Raw genomic sequence first — 17,513 nt, 5'->3', positions numbered from 1 at the left:
CCTCCCGCCCCGCCCCCCCGGCCGTACCCGAGGGGAGCCATGAGCGACGCAGCCATCCACACCCAGGGGCTGACCAAGACCTTCCGCGGCGGACAGGTGGCCGTGGACCATCTGGGACTGACGGTTCCCGGCGGCAGCGTCTTCGGCTTCCTCGGCCCGAACGGCTCGGGCAAGACCACCACCATCCGCATGCTGATGGGTCTGATCGAGCCGACCTCGGGCACGGCCCAGGTCCTCGGCCGGCCCATGCCGCGCTCCGCCCGGACCGTCCTCCCGCACGTCGGCGCGCTCATCGAGGGGCCCGCGCTGTACGGGTTCCTCTCCGGCCGCGACAACCTGCTCCGCTACGACTCCGCCGACCCGACCGCCGACCCGCGCACCCGGCGTACGCGGGTCGCGGCCGCCCTCGACCGGGTGGGGCTCGCGGCCGCCGCCGGCAAGAAGGCGAAGGCGTACTCGCTGGGCATGAAACAGCGGCTGGGCCTCGCGGCGGCCCTGCTCCAGCCGCGTCGGCTCCTCGTCCTCGACGAGCCGACGAACGGGCTCGACCCACAGGGGATGCGTGAGATCCGCACCCTGGTACGGGAGTTGGCGTCCGACGGCACCACCGTCTTCCTCTCCTCCCACCTCCTCGACGAGATCGAGCAGGTGTGCACGCACGCCGCCGTCATGGCGCGGGGCCGGCTCATCGTCCAGGGCGCGGTCGCCGACCTGGCCGCCGGCGCACGTGGCCGTCTCGTCGTCACCACCCCCGACACGGCGGACGCGGCCCGGGTGCTCAAGGAGCAGGGAGTCGCCGACGTGGTCGTGGTCGAGGGGGCGGAGGGTGCCGGGACCGAGACGGGAGGCCGGGTGACGGCGGAACCGCCGCCGCCCGGCCGGGACCTCGCCGAACTGAACGCCGCACTGGTCACCGCGGGCGTGCGCGTCCGCGGGTTCACCCTCGAACGCGCCTCCCTGGAGGACGCGTTCGTGGCACTCACGGGGGAGGGTTTCGATGTCGCGGGCTGACACACCGGGGGCAAAGGCCCTGCCGGAGACCACCGCGCAGGCCGCCACCACACACGTCACCCCCGGGCCGACCGCCCCCGTCCGTGCGCCCAGCCTCCTGTGGACCTTCGGGCTGTTCCGCAGCGAGTTGCTGACGACCTTCCGGCGGTGGCGGACGATCGCGCTGCTGGGTGTGCTCGCGGCGGTGCCGATCCTCGTCGGGATCGCGGTGCGGATCGAGACGGGCGACGGGTCGTCGATGGGCGGCGGACCGGACGGAGGGGGCGGCGGTGGTGGTGGGCCCGCGTTCATCGCGCAGATCACCAACAACGGCCTGTTCCTGGTGTTCACGGCGCTGGCCGCGACGCTCCCCTTCTTCCTGCCGATGGCCGTCGGCGTGATCGCCGGGGACGCGATCGCGGGCGTGGGTGCTCAAGGCCGGCACCATGTGCGATGTCATCAAACCGGCGGTGATCGCCGCGCAGATCGAGGCCGAGTCGGGCTGGAACCCGAACGCCAAGTCCCCGGTCGGCGCCGAGGGGCTGAGCCAGTTCATGCCCGGCACCTGGCCGAGCTGGGGCAAGGACGACGACGGCAACGGCCGTGTCTCGCCGTACGACCCCGGCGACGCGATCATGGCTCAGGGCCGCTACGACTGTGCCCTCGCCAAGCAGGTCCAGGGCTACAAGGACAGCGGCCAGGCGACCGGCGAGACCCTCGATCTGGCGCTCGCCGCGTACAACGCCGGTCCGGGAGCCGTGCAGAAGTACGGCGGCATCCCGCCCTACACCGAGACCCAGAACTACGTCGCCCGCATCAAGTCCCTGATCTCCAAGTACGAGTCGGTCGACGACCCGCCGGGCAAACTCCCGGCCGGCCGGGAGATGGCGATGCCGCTCCCCGGCAACCCGCCCGTGACCTCACCGTACGGCTGGCGCATGCACCCCACGCTCGGGGTCCGCAAACTCCACACCGGCATCGACTTCGGCGCGGCCGCCGGCACGCCGGTCCTCGCCGCCCGTGACGGCGAGGTCACCTTCGCCGGCTGGAGCAACGGCTACGGCAACCGTGTCGTCATCTCCCACGGCACCATCAACGGCGACACCATCTCCACCACCTACAACCACATGCTGTCCGGCCTCAACGTCGGCGTCGGTGACAAGGTCAAGGTCGGCCAACGCGTCGGTCTCGTCGGCTCGACCGGCTACTCGACGGGCGCCCATCTCCACTTCGAGGTGCAGCAGAACGGGGCGTACGTGAATCCGGCGCCGTGGCTGGGGCTGTAGTGGTGACGAGGGCGAAGTGGGCGGCGCGGAACCGCCGTTCGGCGTGGACGACCGGTTCGACGGGGCAGGACACTGAGGTGAGCAGGGGAACGAGGGTGAACACGATGCGTGATGCACGCGGGGGGCGCGAGGAGCGTGACGCGCGCGGGGAAGCGCGGGTGCAGGGCGGACCGCACCTGCCCGGTGCCCGGTACGGAACCGGTGGCGGGCTGATCCGACGAGCCGGCGTTGTCCGACGAGCCGGCGTTGTCCGACGAGCCGGCGTTGTCCGTCGGGCGGGTGTGGCCGTGCTCGCGACGGTGACCGGTGTGGCCGTCCTCACCGCCTGCGGCCTGGAGGACCACCGCGAGACGGCGGGCGGCTCCACGGCCACGTCCGAACCGCCGTTCACCCCCAAGGCCCCCCTCCCCTCCGGGAAGTCGCTCGGCCCGGACGCCCACGTCCCGAGCCCCACCGGCGTCGACGAGACGGACGCGACCGCCGTGGCCGAGGCCTGGACCGAGGTCGCGTACGGCTACGACACCAAGTACGACACCGGCCCGCACGACGCCGTCCTGCGCTCCGCGCGCTGGTTCACCGCCGCCAAGGCGAAGGCCGAGCGCTCGTACCGCCCCGCGAGCGGCGCCGGTGAACAGTGGAACTCCTGGGCCGCGCACAAGGCGTGGACCACGGTCGACGTGGAACCGGACGACGACGGGGACGCGCCCTCCGACTCGGCCAGGGACGCCTACCGTGCCCTCTTCGTCGACGGCACGGCACACGGCCGCGACGGCTGGACGGGGACCGGCCCTCAGGCCACGGTGTACGTGAAGCTGGTGCGCGCGGGCAAGGGCGAGCCGTGGCGGGTCGACGAAGTGCGTACGGTGGAGGCAGCGATACCGACACCGGACCCGTCCAACCCGGCCTCAGCCGCCACCCCCACAGCTCCTCTTCCTCCTTCTCCTTCTGCCCGACCCGAGTGAGGGAACGATGACTCGACTCAGCCGCGAACAGAAGCGGGAACTCAAGCGCGCGGGACGTGGGCCGGCCGGGCTCACTCCGATCGACGTCCGTGTCTCGGCCGAGGCCGGTGCGACGGTCGGCGGCATGCCGGTACCGCCGGCCGCCGGGGAGTCCCTCCAGAGCGCCGCCCTCGACTACCTCCACCGCCTGGCCCTCGCCACCGGCCATCCCGTCCTCGCCACCGTCCACGACGAACGCATCGGCTTCGTCGTCCCCCTCCAGATCCACGTCGACGGCTCCAGCAACTACGCCGGCGAGCCGGTGCGGGTGGGCGAGCCGAGGGGGTTCGCGGCAGAGGGGGCGTCAGCCATGCGCGAGGGCGCGGCGGTACGCGAGGGAGAGGGGCGGATCGCGCCGGGTACGGCCGCGCCGGCCCACCTCGGCGAGGGCACGGCCGCGTGGACAGCACCGGAACCGCCTGCTCCTGCTCCTGCCCCTGCTCCTGCCCCTGCCCAAGCCCCGCGCCGCGACAGGTCGACGCATGTGCTGCGCGCGGTGCCGGAGTCGGCGGCGGCAGGCCAACTCCCGCAGGAACAGGGCGACTCGCACGGCGCACACCTGCGGGAACAGGGCGGCCCGCACCCCGCACACCCGCAGGCTCACACCTCGGCACACCCTCACCAGGACCCGAACCGGCAACCCCGCCCCGTGCAGCACGAGCAGGCCGACCCCGGGCGGGAGCCGCAGGGTCGGCCCGGGCGGGAGCCGCAGGTCGACGGTGAGCCACGGGCTCGGTCGGCCGAGTGGCAGGCACAGTCGGTCGGGCAGGCCCCGGCCCGGGTTCCGTCCCAGCCCGAGGCGCAGCAGGAGTGGCAGCCTCAGGCGGGGCCGGAGGGTTCGGCGTACCCCGAGCAGCACCGACCGCGCCAGCAGCCGACCGCCCAGCCCGACGCACGGCCGGACGCGCGGCCCGAGTCGCAGGCGCACTCCCAGGGGCAGGCGAAGCGGGAGCCGAGCACGATGCGGTTGGCCGCGGGTGAACCGGCGCCCTCGGCGGAGCCGGTCGCCGCCACCCCGCAACCCGAGCGCCCGAAGCGAGAGCCCAGCACCCTTCCGCTGACGGCGGCGAAGCCCACACCCGCGCCCACACCCGAGTCGGCCGTGGCTTCCCCGTCTGCCGTGGCTTCCCCGTCGGAGGCGGCGCAGCCCGTGAAGCGGGAGCCGCGGACGATGCCGCTCACGGCGGCGAAGGAGAAGCAGGGCGAGCAGGAGGCACAGGGCGTGCAGGGCGACGCGCCCCGCCCGGCGTCGGGCGGGGTCGTTCCGTCGACCTTCGTGCTGCGCGCGGTGCCGGAACCGAAGGACGGACCCTTGGCGCGGCCACCGCACACCCCGGGCCTCCCCCTCACCCTGCCGGGCGTCCCGGTGGACTCGGAGGCCCGACCCTCGGCACCCGAGCCCGCCCAGGACCTCGCCCCGGCCGTCGGCACCGTCTCGCCCCCGACCGGCGAGTTCGGCCCGCTCACGGACCCCGAACCGGCCCCGACCGGGACGGACTCCCCGTCCTGGCACCAGGACCGAGCCGCAGCTCCGCCTGAGCCTCCGACCACCCCCACCAGCGCCCCCCGCTCGGCCCCGGCCTCCCTGAACCCGCAGCCGTGGCCCCCGGCCCCGACCGACGCCCCCACCCCGGAGCCGACACACACCCCGTCCCAAGGTCCCACCCCGGAGTCCGGGCCCGCCTCGCTGGAACCCCAGCCCTGGCCGCCGACTCCGGCACCGGCCCCGATGCCGATCCACCCGCAGCCCACCGCCCCCACCCCGGAACCCGCACCCCCCACCACCCTGGCCCCTCCGGCGGAGTCCGCGTCCGACGCGTACTCCGCCCCCGAGTGGAAGGTGCTGGAGGAGGACACCGCGCCGAAACCCGCGCCGGTACGGGAGTTCGACGCGGTGGCCGAGGCGGTGCTGGACCCGGCGGAGGAGGACGGCGGCACCCCGTCACCGTTCGCGGAGCCCGTCTCGCGCATCAACGAGGCCGTGAAACTGGGCCGGATCCAGGAAGCCGCGGAGATGGCCGAGCAGACGGTCGCACAGGCGACGGCGGCGCTGGGCCCCCAGCACCCCGAGGTCCTGAAACTCCGCGAACTCACCGCCTACATCGCCTACTTGGCGGGTGACGCCCTCCGCTCGTTCCACCTCTCCCTCGACCTCGCTGGTCTCCGCCACCGCATGCGCGACCAGCGTGCCGCGTACGGCAACATCCAGAGCGCGGCGGCCGCCTGGCGGGCGGTCCGCGACCCGCTCCAGGGTCTGCACCTGGGCCGCGACCTGATCGCCGTCTGGACCGACCTCGCCGCGGACGCGGGCCCCGCCGCCGACGACCTGGAGCAACTGGAGAAGGCCCGCACCCGCATGACCCGCCTCACCGACCGGGCCCGCGCCCTCGACTCCGCCCCCTACGCCCATGGCCAGTAACGCCGACAACTCCGGCAATCCCAGTAACCCCACCGGAGGCCACCGACATCGCCCCGGCCGCGCGTCCGACGGCCCCGGCGACGCGCTCGGGCGCCCCGGCCGCGCCCCCGACATCTCCGACATCTCCGACGACGCACTCCACGGTCCGACCGACCGGTCCCGCGCGGCCCGCCACCGTTCCCTCTCCCCAGCGTCCCCAGCGTCCCCGACGTCCCCGACGTCCACCGGACACCACCCCGGACCGCGTCCCCGAGTCGAGGTCACCGTCAACGAGCTGACCGGCACCGTGAGTTGGCGCACCCTCGCCCGCCCGACACACGCCCCGGCCGCCCAGGACGGCACCCCCGGTACCGTCGGCGCGCCCGGCACTCCTCACCGCCGTACGACCGCGACGGAGCCCCAAGCGGCCGCCCCCTCCAGCGCCCGCGCCGCAGCCTTCCGCTCCGCCGGCCTCGACCCCTCCCGCGCCCCCGCGAAGGGCGCCGCCCCCATCCCGACGCACCCCGGAGCCGTACGGGCCGCGCTGAGTGCCGACGTAGGAGCGCTCACCCCGGAGCGTGGCAGCAGCCGGCTGGCCCGGATCGGCGCGCTCCGCTCCGCCGTGGCCGCCGACCTCGCCCGCGGTGCCGGTATGCCCACCTCGGTCGCGTCCCGCCTCAGGTCGACGACCGCGACCCCGGCACACACCCACGCCCTCACGGCCCGCCACGCCACGGCCGTGACCCGCCCTCCGACCCCTGCCCCCACCCACCACCGGTCTCTCTGACCCGCACGCGCACCCGTGCCCGCACGCGCACCCGTGCCCGCACGCGCACCCGTGCCCGCATCCGCGCACCCTCCCGCCCGGGCACACCCGCCCCCACGCGCCCGGGGCCGACCGCGGCGCTCCCCACCGCCGGCCGACCCCGGAACGACAACCGTCCCCCGGAGCGTCACCTACCGGGCGTCACAGCTCACTGACAACCTCACTCCCAGGTCACGCCGACCTCACTCCGACAACTCCCACACCGCGTACGCCAGCGCGTCCCCGTTCCGGTCGAGTGCCGTGTCGTTGATGTTGGCCGTGGTGTCGCAGGACGAGTGGTAGCAGCGGTCGAAGGCCTGGCCGGAGGTACCGCCCCACTTGGCGACCTGCGCGGCGGTCTTCGTACGGCTCGCCCCCGTGAAGAGCCCGCCGACGGGCACGCCGGCGCTCTTGAACGGCGCGTGGTCGGAGCGGCCGTCGCCCTCGGTCTCGATCTCGGTCGCGACGCCGATCCCCGCGAAGTAGTCCTTGAAGGTCTGTTCGATGACGGGGTTGTCGTCGTAGACGAAGTACCCGGGGTTCGGCGAGCCGATCATGTCGAAGTTGAGGTAGCCGCTGATGCGGGCCCGGTTCGCGGCGGAGAGGTTGTTGACGTAGTAGCGGGACCCGACGAGGCCCAGCTCCTCGGCGCCCCACCAGGCGAACCGCAGATGCTTCGTGGGCTGGTAGTTCGTGCGCGCCACGGCCAGCGCGGCCTCCAGCACGGCGGCGGACCCGCTCCCGTTGTCGTTGATGCCCGCGCCCGAGGAGACACTGTCCAGGTGTGAACCGGCCATGACAACCTGATTCGCGTCGCCGCCGGGCCAGTCCGCGATCAGGTTGTAGCCGGTGCGCCCGCCGGAGGTGAAGGACTGCACGGTCGTGGTGAAGCCCACCGCGTCGAGCTTGCCCTTCACGTAGTTCAGTGACGCGAGGTAGCCGGCCCGGCCGTGCGCTCTGTTGCCGCCGTTGGCGGCGGCGATGGACTGGAACTGGGTCAGGTGGGCCTTGACGTTGGCCACGGGCAGGTCCGGTGCCGCGGCGATCGTCGCGGAGGGAGCGGCGGGAGCGGTGTCCGCCCGGTCGGGGGCGGGGGCCGCCCCCGCTATGGAACCGGTGGTGAACAGCGTGGCCACCGTGACGGCGGCGGCGACGGCGGCACGTCCCGTGACTGGAACGGAGAGCTTCATAGTGGGGGGCTCCGAATTCCATGGGTCCGCCCCGGACGACACTGTTGATGTGTCCATGGCAAACCCGGTGAATGAGGTGCCTGGATGGTGCGGTCGGGACTGACTCTCCGTCAAGGGTGCTATTTGGCCAGCGGGGTTCGCGCCTCGACGGCCTCCGGGGCGACGCTCAGCTCCTCCAGCCGCCTCCGCGCCGTCCGGGCCGTCCGCAGCGCGTCCCACGTCAGCAGGGACAGTGCCAGCCACACCAGCGCGAAGCCCGCCCACCGCTCGGGCGGCATGGCCTCACCGAAGTAGAGGACGCCCAGCAGGAACTGGAACACCGGCGCCAGATACTGCAGCAGCCCCAGCGTGGACAGGGGCACCCGGATCGCGGCCGCCCCGAAGCAGACCAGCGGCAGGGCGGTCACCAGTCCGGTCGCGGCGAGCAGCAGCGCGTGCCCCGTCCCCTCCGGGCCGAAGGTGGCCTGCCCGCGCGATCCCAGCCACAGCAGAAAGGCCAGCGCGGGCAGGAACTGGACCGCGGTCTCGGCGGCGAGCGACTCCACGCCGCCGAGGTTGACCTTCTTCTTCACCAGCCCGTACGTGGCGAAGGAGAAGGCGAGGCAGAGGGAGATCCACGGCGGCCGTCCGTAGCCGATCGTGAGGACGAGGACCGCCGCGAAGCCCACACCGACCGCCGTCCACTGCACGGGCCGCAGCCGTTCCTTCAGCAGCAGGACGCCGATGGCGATGGTGACGAGCGGGTTGATGAAGTACCCGAGGGAGGCCTCGACGACCTGGTGGGCGTTGACGGCCCAGATGTAGACGCCCCAGTTGACGGTGATCGTGGCCGCCGCGACCGTGATCAGCCCGAGCCTGCGCGGCTGTCGCAGCAGCTCGCCGGCCCAGGACCAGCGCCGCAGCACCAGCAGCACGACAGCGACGACCGCGAGGGACCAGACCATGCGGTGGGCGAGGATCTCCAGCGCGCCGGAGGGCTTCAGCAGGGGCCAGAAGAGCGGGACGAGCCCCCACATCCCGTACGCGGCGAAGCCGTTCAGCAGCCCTATCCGGTGTTCGCCCCTCGACTGCGCCGCCACGGCCCCTCCTCCTCGCCCGGCCGCACCGCCGCGACCCCGAACCCTCGGTCTCCCGAAGGTAACGCCGAGCACCCCCAGCTGTCATGCCCGTATCGGGATACGGTCATGACAGCCGGGGGTGGGTGCCCGGAGGGGGAGTCCGGGGGGTCGGCCGGGGCGCGCGGCCCGGGGTGCGGAGGCTCAGCCCCGGCCGGTCACGCCTTCAGCGCCGCCGTGATCGACTCCTCGATCGGCGTGGTCGGGCGGCCGATCAGGCGGGAGAGGTCGCCGGAGGAGACGACCAGCTCGCCCTTGGCGGCGGCCGCGTCGACGCCCGCGAGGATCTCGGCGAGGAACCCGGGGAGCCCGGCGCCGGTCAGGATGCCGGTGAGCACCTCGACGGGGACGGGGTTGTTCGCTATCTCCTTGCCGGTCTGCTTGCTCAGCTCGGCCGCGTACTCGCCGAAGCTCCACGCGGTGTCGCCGCCCAGCTCGTAGGTCTGGTTCTCGTGGCCCTCGCCGGTCAGCACGGCGACGGCGGCGGCCGCGTAGTCGGCGCGGGCCGCGGAGGAGACCCGGCCCTCGCCGGCGGCGTGGGTGACGGCGTTGTACTCCAGCACGGGTGCGAGCTGCTCGGTGTAGTTCTCGTTGTACCAGCCGTTGCGCAGCAGGGTGTACGGCAGCCCGGAGGCGAGCAGTGCCTTCTCGGTGGCCCGGTGGTCGTCGGCGAGCGCGGCCTTCAGGCTGCCCGGAGCGCTGGTGTACGCGAGGAGCGCCACGCCCGCGGCCTTGGCGGCGTCGATCACGACCTTGTGCTGGCCCACCCGGTCGCCGCCGAGCTCGCTGCCGGAGATCAGCAGCACCTTGTCACCGGCGGCGAACACGCCGTCGAAGGTCTCGGGGGCGCTGTAGTCGGCCACGGCGATCTTCACGCCGCGCGCCGCGAATCCGGCGGCCTTCTCCTCGCTGCGGACGACGGCCGTGATCTGCTCGGCCGGTACCTTCTCCAGCAGGCCCTCGATGACGAATGTGCCGAGGTGGCCGGTGGCTCCGGTGACGACGATGCTCATGGTGAAACTCCTCCAGGGGGGCGGGTGCGTCACTCACCCTAGGGGGTGCACTAACTCTTCGAAAGTACCCACTTTGAAGTAAGGTACTGGCATGGCCGTAAGCAAGGTGTCACCGCAGCCCGTGAACACGTCCGAGACGGGCGTCGAGGGGATGTGCCCCTATCGCCTCGTCCTGGAGCACGTCACCAGCCGCTGGGGCGTCCTCGTCCTGATCGAGCTGCTGGAGCGGCCGTACCGCTTCAGCGAGCTGCGCCGGGCCATCGGCCGGGTCAGCGAGAAGATGCTCACCCAGACCCTGCAGACCCTGGAGCGCGACGGCCTCGTCCACCGCGACGCCAAGCCCGTCATCCCGCCCCGCGTCGACTACTCCCTCACCGACCTCGGCCGCGAGGCCGCCGAACAGGTGCGCGCCCTGGCGGGTTGGACGAAGGACCGCATGGACGAGGTGGAGCGGGCCCGGCGGGCGTACGACGAGGCCCGGGGCTGATCCTGCCCCGGGCCTCGTCGCTCCGTCGTCGTCCTCGGTGGTCGGCCGCGGCTCAGCCGACCACCGTCCAGGTGTCCCCGCCGGCCAGCAGCGCCGAGAGGTCGCCCTTGCCGAACCGGTCGACGGCCGAGTCGAGCTGGTCGGCCATCTGCGTGTCGTAGACGGGCCGTTCGACGGACCGCAGGACACCGATCGGGGTGTGGTGCAGGGTGTCCGGATCGGCCAGCCGCGACAGTGCGAACGCGGTGGTGGGCGACTCCGCGTGCGCGTCGTGGACCAGGATCCGGGACTCGTTCTCCGCGGTCACGGTGACCACCTTCAGATCACCGGTCACCTCGTCCCGCACGACGCCCCGGCCCCCGTCCGCCCCGAAGCGGATCGGCTCGCCGTGCACCAGCCGGATCACGGCCTCCTCGGCCTGCTGCCGGTCCTTGAGGACCTCGAAGGCGCCGTCGTTGAAGATGTTGCAGTTCTGGTAGATCTCGACGAGCGCCGTGCCCGGATGGGCTGCGGCCTGCCGCAGCACCTCCGTCAGATGCTTGCGGTCGGAGTCCACGGTCCGCGCCACGAACGACGCCTCCGCCCCGAGCGCCAGCGACACCGGGTTGAACGGCGCGTCCAGCGATCCCATCGGCGTCGACTTGGTGATCTTCCCGACCTCCGACGTGGGGGAGTACTGCCCCTTCGTCAGACCGTAGATCCGGTTGTTGAAGAGCAGGATCTTCAGATTCACATTGCGCCGCAGGGCATGGATCAGGTGGTTTCCGCCGATGGAGAGCGCGTCCCCGTCTCCGGTCACCACCCAGACGGACAGATCACGCCGCGAGGTGGCGAGCCCGGTCGCGATCGCCGGCGCCCGCCCGTGGATGGAGTGCATCCCGTAGGTGTCCATGTAGTACGGGAAGCGCGAGGAGCAGCCGATGCCCGAGACGAAGACGATGTTCTCCCTGGCCAGACCCAGTTCGGGCATGAAGCCCTGGACGGCCGCGAGGATCGCGTAGTCACCGCAGCCGGGGCACCAGCGCACTTCCTGGTCGGACTTGAAGTCCTTCATGGACTGCCGGGCCGTGGCCTTGGGCACGAGGGAGAGCGCCTCGATCGTGCCGCCCGTACCCGCGGTCTCCGTGGACCTCTCAGCCATCGATCGCCTCCTTGAGAGCCGTGGCGAGCTGCTCCGCCTTGAACGGCATGCCGTTCACCTGGTTGTACGAGTGGGCGTCGACCAGGTACTTCGCCCGGACCAGCGTGGCGAGCTGCCCGAGGTTCATCTCGGGGATCACCACCTTGTCGTAATGCCGCAGCACCGCACCGAGATTCCGCGGGAAGGGGTTGAGGTGCCGCAGATGGGCCTGCGCGATGGACTCCCCGGCCGTACGCAGCCGCCGTACCGCCGCCGTGATCGGCCCGTACGTCGATCCCCAGCCCAGCACCAGCGTGCGCGCCTCGTGCGGATCGTCGACCTCGACGTCGGGCACGTCGATCCCGTCGATCTTCGCCTGCCGGGTGCGCACCATGAAGTCGTGGTTGGCCGGGTCGTAGGAGATGTTGCCCGTGCCGTCCTGCTTCTCGATGCCGCCGATCCGGTGTTCCAGCCCCGGCGTCCCCGGCACGGCCCACGGCCGGGCCAGGGTCTGCGGGTCGCGCTTGTACGGCCAGAAGACCTCGGTGCCGTCGTCGAGCGTGTGGTTGGGCCCCTGGGTGAACTGCACGGTGAGGTCCGGCAGTTCGTCGAGCTCGGGGATGCGCCAGGGCTCGCTGCCGTTGGCCAGGTAGCCGTCCGACAGCAGGAACACGGGCGTGCGGTACGTCAGCGCGATCCGGGCGGCCTCCAGGGCCGCGTCGAAACAGTCGGCCGGGGTGCGCGGCGCGACCACCGGCACCGGGGCCTCGCCGTTGCGCCCGTACATGGCCTGGAGCAGATCGGCCTGCTCGGTCTTGGTCGGCAGCCCGGTGGACGGGCCGCCGCGCTGGATGTCGACGACGAGGAGCGGCAGTTCGAGCGAGACGGCGAGCCCGATGGTCTCCGACTTCAGCGCCACACCCGGCCCGGAGGTCGTCGTGACCGCGAGGGACCCCCCGAAAGCGGCCCCCAGCGCGGCCCCGATGCCCGCGATCTCGTCCTCCGCCTGGAAGGTCCGCACACCGAAGTTCTTGTGCCGGCTCAGCTCGTGCAGGATGTCCGAGGCCGGGGTGATCGGGTACGAGCCCAGGTAGAGCGGCAGATCCGCCTGCCGCGAGGCCGCGATCAGCCCGTACGACAGGGCCAGGTTCCCGGAGATGTTCCGGTACGTCCCCACCGGGAACGCCTGGGTCGCCGGGGCGATCTCGTAACTGACCGCGAAGTCCTCGGTGGTCTCCCCGAAGTTCCAGCCCGCGCGGAAGGCGGCGAGGTTGGCGGCCGCGATGGCCGGCTTCTTGGCGAACTTGGCCGCCAGGAACTTCTCCGTGCCCTCGGTCGGCCGGTGGTACATCCATGACAGGAGGCCGAGCGCGAACATGTTCTTGCTGCGCTCGGCCTCCTTGCGACTGAGGTCGAATTCCTTGAGTGCCTCGACGGTGAGGGTGGTCAGCGGCACCGGATGGAGGCTGTACCCGTCCAGCGAACCGTCCTCCAGCGGGCTGGTCGCGTACCCGACCTTCTGCATCGCCCGTTTGGTGAACTCGTCCGTGTTGACGATGACCTCCGCGCCGCGCGGCACGTCCCCGATGTTCGCCTTGAGAGCGGCCGGGTTCATCGCGACGAGCACATTGGGCGCGTCACCCGGGGTGAGGATGTCGTGGTCGGCGAAGTGCAGCTGGAAGCTGGAGACGCCCGGCAGGGTGCCGGCGGGGGCGCGGATCTCGGCGGGGAAGTTCGGCAGGGTGGAGAGGTCGTTGCCGAAGGTGGCGGTCTCGGAGGTGAAGCGGTCGCCGGTGAGCTGCATACCGTCACCGGAGTCCCCGGCGAACCGAATGATCACCCGATCGAGTCGACGGACGTCCTTCGTTCCCGCCGGATTGCGCTGTTCCCTCAGTTCTCCCAGAGCGGACTCGTCGGCCTGCTCCGCTGGGCTGCTGACCTGGCTGGTCACTGAACTGGACCTCCCTTGAGGCGGCTGTCCGGGAACGGCCGTCCCGCCGACCCTCCCAAGACCAACCCTACGTCGGGGAGGCTGGAGGATGCCTCGATCGCCCCATCTGACACGGTGTCAGACAATCATGAATTCAGATAGGTGAGCACCGCCAGAACCCGGCGGTGGTCCCCGTCGCTCGGGGACAGCCCGAGCTTCAGGAAGATATTGCTGACGTGCTTCTCGACGGCCCCGTCGCTGACGACCAGCTGCCGGGCGATCGCCGAGTTGGTCCGCCCCTCCGCCATCAGCCCCAGCACCTCACGCTCCCGAGGGGTGAGCCCCGTGAGCACGTCCTGCTTCCGGCTCCGCCCGAGCAACTGCGCGACCACCTCCGGGTCCAGCGCCGTACCGCCCCGCGCCACCCGCACCACGGCGTCGACGAACTCCCGTACCTCGGCCACCCGGTCCTTCAGCAGGTACCCGACGCCACGACTGGACCCCGCGAGCAACTCGGTGGCGTACCGCTCCTCCACGTACTGCGACAGCACGAGCACGCCCAGCTCCGGATGCGACTTCCGCAGCTGTACGGCGGCCCGCACGCCCTCGTCGGTGTGGGTCGGCGGCATCCGCACATCCGCGACGACCACGTCGGGGAGGTCCCCCTGCGCCGCGAACTCGGTGATCGTCTTGATCAGGGCGTTCCCGTCCCCGACCCCCGCGACGACATCGTGCCCCCGGTCGGTCAGCAGGCGCGTCAGCCCCTCTCGCAACAGCACCGAATCCTCGGCGATGACCACCCGCACCCTGTCCTCCACGCCTGTTTCCCCCCACTGCACCCCGCACTGCACCCGCAGTGCGACAGCCCCCAGCATTCCAGCATCGGAACGCCCGGGATCGGCTCCGGTGAGAAAACAGGGGTAGGAAACGCGCACGCCGGGATGAAAAGCAAGGGGCGTAGCCCCTGCTTCCCAGGGGCGCGGGGAACTGCGCGAGAAGCCCCACGCACCCGCACCCACCCACGGCGACAAACCACCCACGGCCCCGCAGGGAGTCGCTCAGGCCGCCCGCCAGGGCAGCTCCGCCGTCACCCGGGTCGGGCCGCCGGTCGGCGAGTCGACGACCAGGATGCCGTCGACCGCGCCGATCCGCTCGGCGAGCCCCGCCAGCCCCGAACCGCCCCCCGTGGCGGCGCCGCCGACGCCGTCGTCCATGACCTGGAGCATCAGCCGGTTCTCGACCCTCCAGACGTCCACGGTCGCCCGCGAGGCCCCCGCGTGCTTGCTGACGTTCTGCAGCAGCTCGGACACGGTGAAGTACGCGATGCCCTCGATCGCCGGCACCGGTCGCGCCGGCAGGTCCACCTCCACCACCACCGGCACCGCGCACCGCGAGGCGACCGCCGACAGCGCCGCGTCGAGGCCCCGGTCGGTCAGCACCGCGGGATGGATCCCCCGCGCCAGATCCCGCAGCTCCCGCAGCGCCGTCTTGACCTCCCCGTGGGCCGAGTCGACCATCACCGCCGCCGCCCGCGGGTCCTCCGCCAGCTTCTCCTTCGCCAGCCCCAGATCCATCGCCAGCGCCACCAGCCGGGCCTGCGCCCCGTCGTGCAGATCCCGCTCGATCCGCCGCAGATCGGCCGCCGCCGTGTCGACCACGACCCCACGATCCGACTCCAGCTCGACGACCCGCGCCCCCAGCCGCGACGGCCCCAGCAGCGTGACCACCATGCCCCGGTCGACCATGGTCAGACCCCGCACGATCCACGGCGTGGCCATCGTGAAGAGCAGCCCCACCAGCGCGGTCACGGTCACCTCGAACGGATTGTCCAGATACACGGAGTGCGTCTCGTCCCCGTAGAGCTGCAGCCCGTCCTGCCCGACCCACACGGGGAACACCCAGAACCACAGCGGATACGTCAGTGCTGCCCACCCGTACGTCCAGAAGGTCACCGCCACCACGAACGAGAACACCGACCACGGGAACTGCGCGACCGCGTACAGCAACTGCCGCCACGACGACCCGCTGCGCAGCACGGCGCCCATCCACGCCATCGCCCCGCGCCCCCTCGTCCGCAGCGGCTCCGGCGCGGCCACCTCCACCCCGAGCAGCGCCCGCGCCCGCGCCCGCTCCATCGCGCCGAACCCCCGGCACCCGGCCAGCCCCGCCGCCAGCACCGGCACCCCGAGGAACGTGATCAGCAGCCCGGCACCGACCGACACCATCGTCACGGCGTACGTGAACAGCAGGATCCCGACCGGCAGCCCCAGCAGCACGTACCCGAACTCCCGCCAGCTGCGCGCCTCGAACGGCGCCCGCAGCCCGGCCGGCATCCGATGCCGCCGCTCCTCGCCCCAACCCCCGTACCCGTGTCCGTGCCCGTACTCCGTGGCCATGACGTCGCCCGCCTCCGCTGATCCCGCACTCCCGATGTCGTACCCCTACCTTGCTGGCCCCCGCCCGACGGGACCATGGAGCGGGTCGGCGTCTCGGTAGGGGGGTTTTCCCCACCCTGCTTCTCAGGGGCGCGGGGAACTGCGCGAGAAGCCCCAAGCACCCGCACCGGGACCCGCATCGCACCAGCACCCGCACCCGCACCGGGCCCTGCACCCGCACCGGCACTCGCACCCGCACCGGCGCCCGCACCCGGACCCGCACCGGGCCCCGCGCCGGCACCCGCACCCGCACCCGCACCCGCACCCGCGCACGCCGGAGGGGCGCCTACGACGAGTAGGCGCCCCTCCCCACCGCTGCGCGCGCTACCGCCCCCGCCAGGGCAGCTCCGCGGTCACCGTCGTCGGCCCACCCACCGGCGACTCGATCACGAACAACCCGTCGACCGCGTCGAGCCGCTCCGCCAGCCCGGCGATCCCGCTCCCCCCGTCGAGCCGCGCACCCCCACGCCCGTCGTCCCACACCTGGATCAACAGCCGCTCGTCGGACCGCCACACGTCCACCGCCGCGGCCTTCGCCCCGCTGTGCTTGCTGACGTTCTGCAACAGCTCCGAGACCGTGAAGTACGCGATCCCCTCGATCGCCGCGGCGGGCCGCGCGGGCAGATCCACGGTCACCTTCACCGGCGCCGTACACCGCGAGGCGACCGCGGACAGTGCCGCGTCGAGGCCCCGGTCGGTCAGCACCGCCGGATGGATCCCCCGCGCCAGGTCCCGCAGCTCCTGCAGCGCCAGCTTCACCTCGCCGTGCGCCTCCTCCACCATCGTGGCGGCCGCGTCGGGATCCTCCAGCAACTTCTCCTTCGCGAGCCCGAGCCCCATCGCCAGATTCACCAGCCGGGCCTGCGCCCCGTCGTGCAGGTCCCGCTCGATCCGCCGCAGATCGGCCGCGGCCGTATCGACGACGACCCCCCGATCGGACTCCAACTCGGCGATCCGCCGCTCCAGTTCGTCGGACGGCGACAACAGCGACCGCACCATCACCCGGTCCACGTTCGTCAGCCCCCGCACGATGTACGGCAGCACCGGCCACGCCACGAACAACCCCGTCAGAGTGATGACGAACGTCGCGACGGCCCACGGCATCCGGATCAGCTCGTACAGCATCGAACGCCAGCCGACCGGATCCTTCACGCTCATCCACACCTGCGCGATGAAGCCCTCGTCGGCCCGCCGCCCGCTCCCACGGAACGGCAGCGGACTCGGCTCGTCCACCCGCACCCGCAGCAACGCCCGCGCCCGCATCCGCTCCAGCCGCCCCAACTGCCTGGCGCCCATCAGGGCGGCGGCGAGCAGCGGAAAACCGATCACCGTCAGTGTCAGGAAGGCGCTGGTGAACAGCACCGTCGTCACGTACACGAACCCGAGCAGCGCGAACGGCAGATTCGCCAGCAGATGCGCGATCTCCCGCCAGGTCTGCCCGCCGAACGCGAACCGCGCGGGCGGCAGCGGATCGGAGGGCGTGTGACTGGAGGGCAGCGGACGGCCGTGCGGCCGTCCGGAGCCGGTCGGAGAGGAGAGGGGTTCGGTCATGCCCACCAGCCTGCCCGCCCGCTCACGCCCCGCGCCATGAGGCGGACCGCCCCGGCCGCCCTGGGGAAAACCCCACCCCGTTCCATTCCCGCCCCCTCCCGACCCGATCACGGCGGCACTCGGGCGTGCCGACCTGTGACGGGCTGCTTACGCTCTCTTTAGCAGGGCCTAGACTCCCGTGCGTACAGATCG

General features: G+C 72.4%; 14 protein-coding genes and 1 pseudogene. 7 read left to right on the top strand and 8 right to left on the bottom strand.

The window, feature by feature from the left end:
• The first annotated feature begins 39 nt into the window (after positions 1-39).
• The 6 genes and pseudogenes from RM704_RS25560 (at position 40) to RM704_RS25535 (ending at position 6,462) form a co-directional block, all read left to right on the top strand.
• Positions 40-1,011, top strand: a complete 972-nt coding sequence (locus RM704_RS25560) for an ABC transporter ATP-binding protein (RefSeq protein ID WP_033528381.1) — start codon at positions 40-42, stop codon at positions 1,009-1,011.
• Positions 998-1,429 (top strand): annotated as a pseudogene (locus tag RM704_RS25555) (ABC transporter permease); the annotation flags it as partial. The gene RM704_RS25560 and the pseudogene RM704_RS25555, both read left to right, overlap by 14 nt.
• A gap of 7 nt (positions 1,430-1,436) precedes the next feature.
• Positions 1,437-2,276: a peptidoglycan DD-metalloendopeptidase family protein gene (locus RM704_RS25550; protein ID WP_311591267.1), complete on the top strand. Its 840-nt coding sequence runs from the start codon at positions 1,437-1,439 to the stop codon at positions 2,274-2,276.
• A 287-nt stretch (positions 2,277-2,563) separates the two neighbouring features.
• Positions 2,564-3,238 carry a hypothetical protein gene (locus RM704_RS25545; protein WP_311591266.1) on the top strand — a complete coding sequence of 225 codons (675 nt, stop codon included), beginning with the start codon at positions 2,564-2,566 and terminating at the stop codon, positions 3,236-3,238.
• Positions 3,239-3,245: 7 nt separating this feature from the next.
• Complete coding sequence (locus tag RM704_RS25540) at positions 3,246-5,696, top strand: tetratricopeptide repeat protein (protein WP_033528273.1); 2,451 nt, start codon at positions 3,246-3,248, stop codon at positions 5,694-5,696.
• Entirely contained in the window at positions 5,686-6,462 is a 777-nt protein-coding gene (locus tag RM704_RS25535) for a hypothetical protein (protein ID WP_078937193.1), read from the top strand. The genes RM704_RS25540 and RM704_RS25535 overlap by 11 nt, the downstream gene beginning before the upstream one ends.
• Before the next feature lie 221 nt (positions 6,463-6,683).
• On the opposite strand, the gene RM704_RS25530 is transcribed toward RM704_RS25535, so the two are convergent.
• The 3 genes from RM704_RS25530 to RM704_RS25520 form a co-directional block, all read right to left on the bottom strand.
• A complete protein-coding gene (locus RM704_RS25530; RefSeq protein WP_033528274.1) occupies positions 6,684-7,670 on the bottom strand; it encodes a M28 family metallopeptidase in 987 nt (328 codons plus the stop codon).
• A 119-nt stretch (positions 7,671-7,789) separates the two neighbouring features.
• A complete protein-coding gene (gene rarD, locus RM704_RS25525; protein WP_033528275.1) occupies positions 7,790-8,749 on the bottom strand; it encodes an EamA family transporter RarD in 960 nt (319 codons plus the stop codon).
• A 194-nt stretch (positions 8,750-8,943) separates the two neighbouring features.
• Entirely contained in the window at positions 8,944-9,798 is an 855-nt protein-coding gene (locus RM704_RS25520; protein WP_033528276.1) for an SDR family oxidoreductase, read from the bottom strand.
• A gap of 91 nt (positions 9,799-9,889) precedes the next feature.
• Between RM704_RS25520 and RM704_RS25515 the strand changes: the two genes are divergently transcribed.
• Positions 9,890-10,285 carry a winged helix-turn-helix transcriptional regulator gene (locus RM704_RS25515; protein WP_052146121.1) on the top strand — a complete coding sequence of 132 codons (396 nt, stop codon included), beginning with the start codon at positions 9,890-9,892 and terminating at the stop codon, positions 10,283-10,285.
• A 52-nt stretch (positions 10,286-10,337) separates the two neighbouring features.
• On the opposite strand, the gene RM704_RS25510 is transcribed toward RM704_RS25515, so the two are convergent.
• From RM704_RS25510 to RM704_RS25490, 5 genes are all read right to left on the bottom strand, one after another.
• Positions 10,338-11,426 carry a 2-oxoacid:ferredoxin oxidoreductase subunit beta gene (locus RM704_RS25510; protein WP_033528277.1) on the bottom strand — a complete coding sequence of 363 codons (1,089 nt, stop codon included), beginning with the start codon at positions 11,424-11,426 and terminating at the stop codon, positions 10,338-10,340.
• A complete protein-coding gene (locus tag RM704_RS25505; RefSeq protein ID WP_033528278.1) occupies positions 11,419-13,356 on the bottom strand; it encodes a 2-oxoacid:acceptor oxidoreductase subunit alpha in 1,938 nt (645 codons plus the stop codon). The genes RM704_RS25510 and RM704_RS25505 overlap by 8 nt, the downstream gene beginning before the upstream one ends.
• Before the next feature lie 125 nt (positions 13,357-13,481).
• Positions 13,482-14,141: a LuxR C-terminal-related transcriptional regulator gene (locus RM704_RS25500; protein WP_311591270.1), complete on the bottom strand. Its 660-nt coding sequence runs from the start codon at positions 14,139-14,141 to the stop codon at positions 13,482-13,484.
• A 252-nt stretch (positions 14,142-14,393) separates the two neighbouring features.
• Positions 14,394-15,731, bottom strand: coding sequence for a sensor histidine kinase (locus tag RM704_RS25495; protein WP_033528280.1), 1,338 nt, complete (start codon positions 15,729-15,731; stop codon positions 14,394-14,396).
• Positions 15,732-16,094: 363 nt separating this feature from the next.
• Positions 16,095-17,321, bottom strand: a complete 1,227-nt coding sequence (locus tag RM704_RS25490; protein WP_033528281.1) for a sensor histidine kinase — start codon at positions 17,319-17,321, stop codon at positions 16,095-16,097.
• Between the last annotated feature and the right edge of the window lie 192 nt (positions 17,322-17,513).

It is taken from the genome of Streptomyces gottesmaniae, from assembly GCF_031845845.1.
GTDB lineage: Bacteria > Actinomycetota > Actinomycetes > Streptomycetales > Streptomycetaceae > Streptomyces > Streptomyces akebiae.
Note: the sequence above shows the minus strand (reverse complement) of the source record. Positions and strands in the feature narration are given on the sequence as shown.

Excerpts from the sequence above, each read along its gene's own strand:
- RM704_RS25515 (WP_052146121.1), top strand. The coding sequence starts at position 9,890 with ATGGCCGTAAGCAAGGTGTCACCGCAGCCCGTGAACACGTCCGAGACG.
- RM704_RS25510 (WP_033528277.1), bottom strand. The coding sequence starts at position 11,426 with ATGGCTGAGAGGTCCACGGAGACCGCGGGTACGGGCGGCACGATCGAG.
- RM704_RS25535 (WP_078937193.1), top strand. The coding sequence starts at position 5,686 with ATGGCCAGTAACGCCGACAACTCCGGCAATCCCAGTAACCCCACCGGA.
- RM704_RS25520 (WP_033528276.1), bottom strand. The coding sequence starts at position 9,798 with ATGAGCATCGTCGTCACCGGAGCCACCGGCCACCTCGGCACATTCGTC.
- RM704_RS25495 (WP_033528280.1), bottom strand. The coding sequence starts at position 15,731 with ATGGCCACGGAGTACGGGCACGGACACGGGTACGGGGGTTGGGGCGAG.
- RM704_RS25490 (WP_033528281.1), bottom strand. The coding sequence starts at position 17,321 with ATGACCGAACCCCTCTCCTCTCCGACCGGCTCCGGACGGCCGCACGGC.
- RM704_RS25560 (WP_033528381.1), top strand. The coding sequence starts at position 40 with ATGAGCGACGCAGCCATCCACACCCAGGGGCTGACCAAGACCTTCCGC.
- RM704_RS25530 (WP_033528274.1), bottom strand. The coding sequence starts at position 7,670 with ATGAAGCTCTCCGTTCCAGTCACGGGACGTGCCGCCGTCGCCGCCGCC.
- RM704_RS25550 (WP_311591267.1), top strand. The coding sequence starts at position 1,437 with ATGTGCGATGTCATCAAACCGGCGGTGATCGCCGCGCAGATCGAGGCC.
- RM704_RS25540 (WP_033528273.1), top strand. The coding sequence starts at position 3,246 with ATGACTCGACTCAGCCGCGAACAGAAGCGGGAACTCAAGCGCGCGGGA.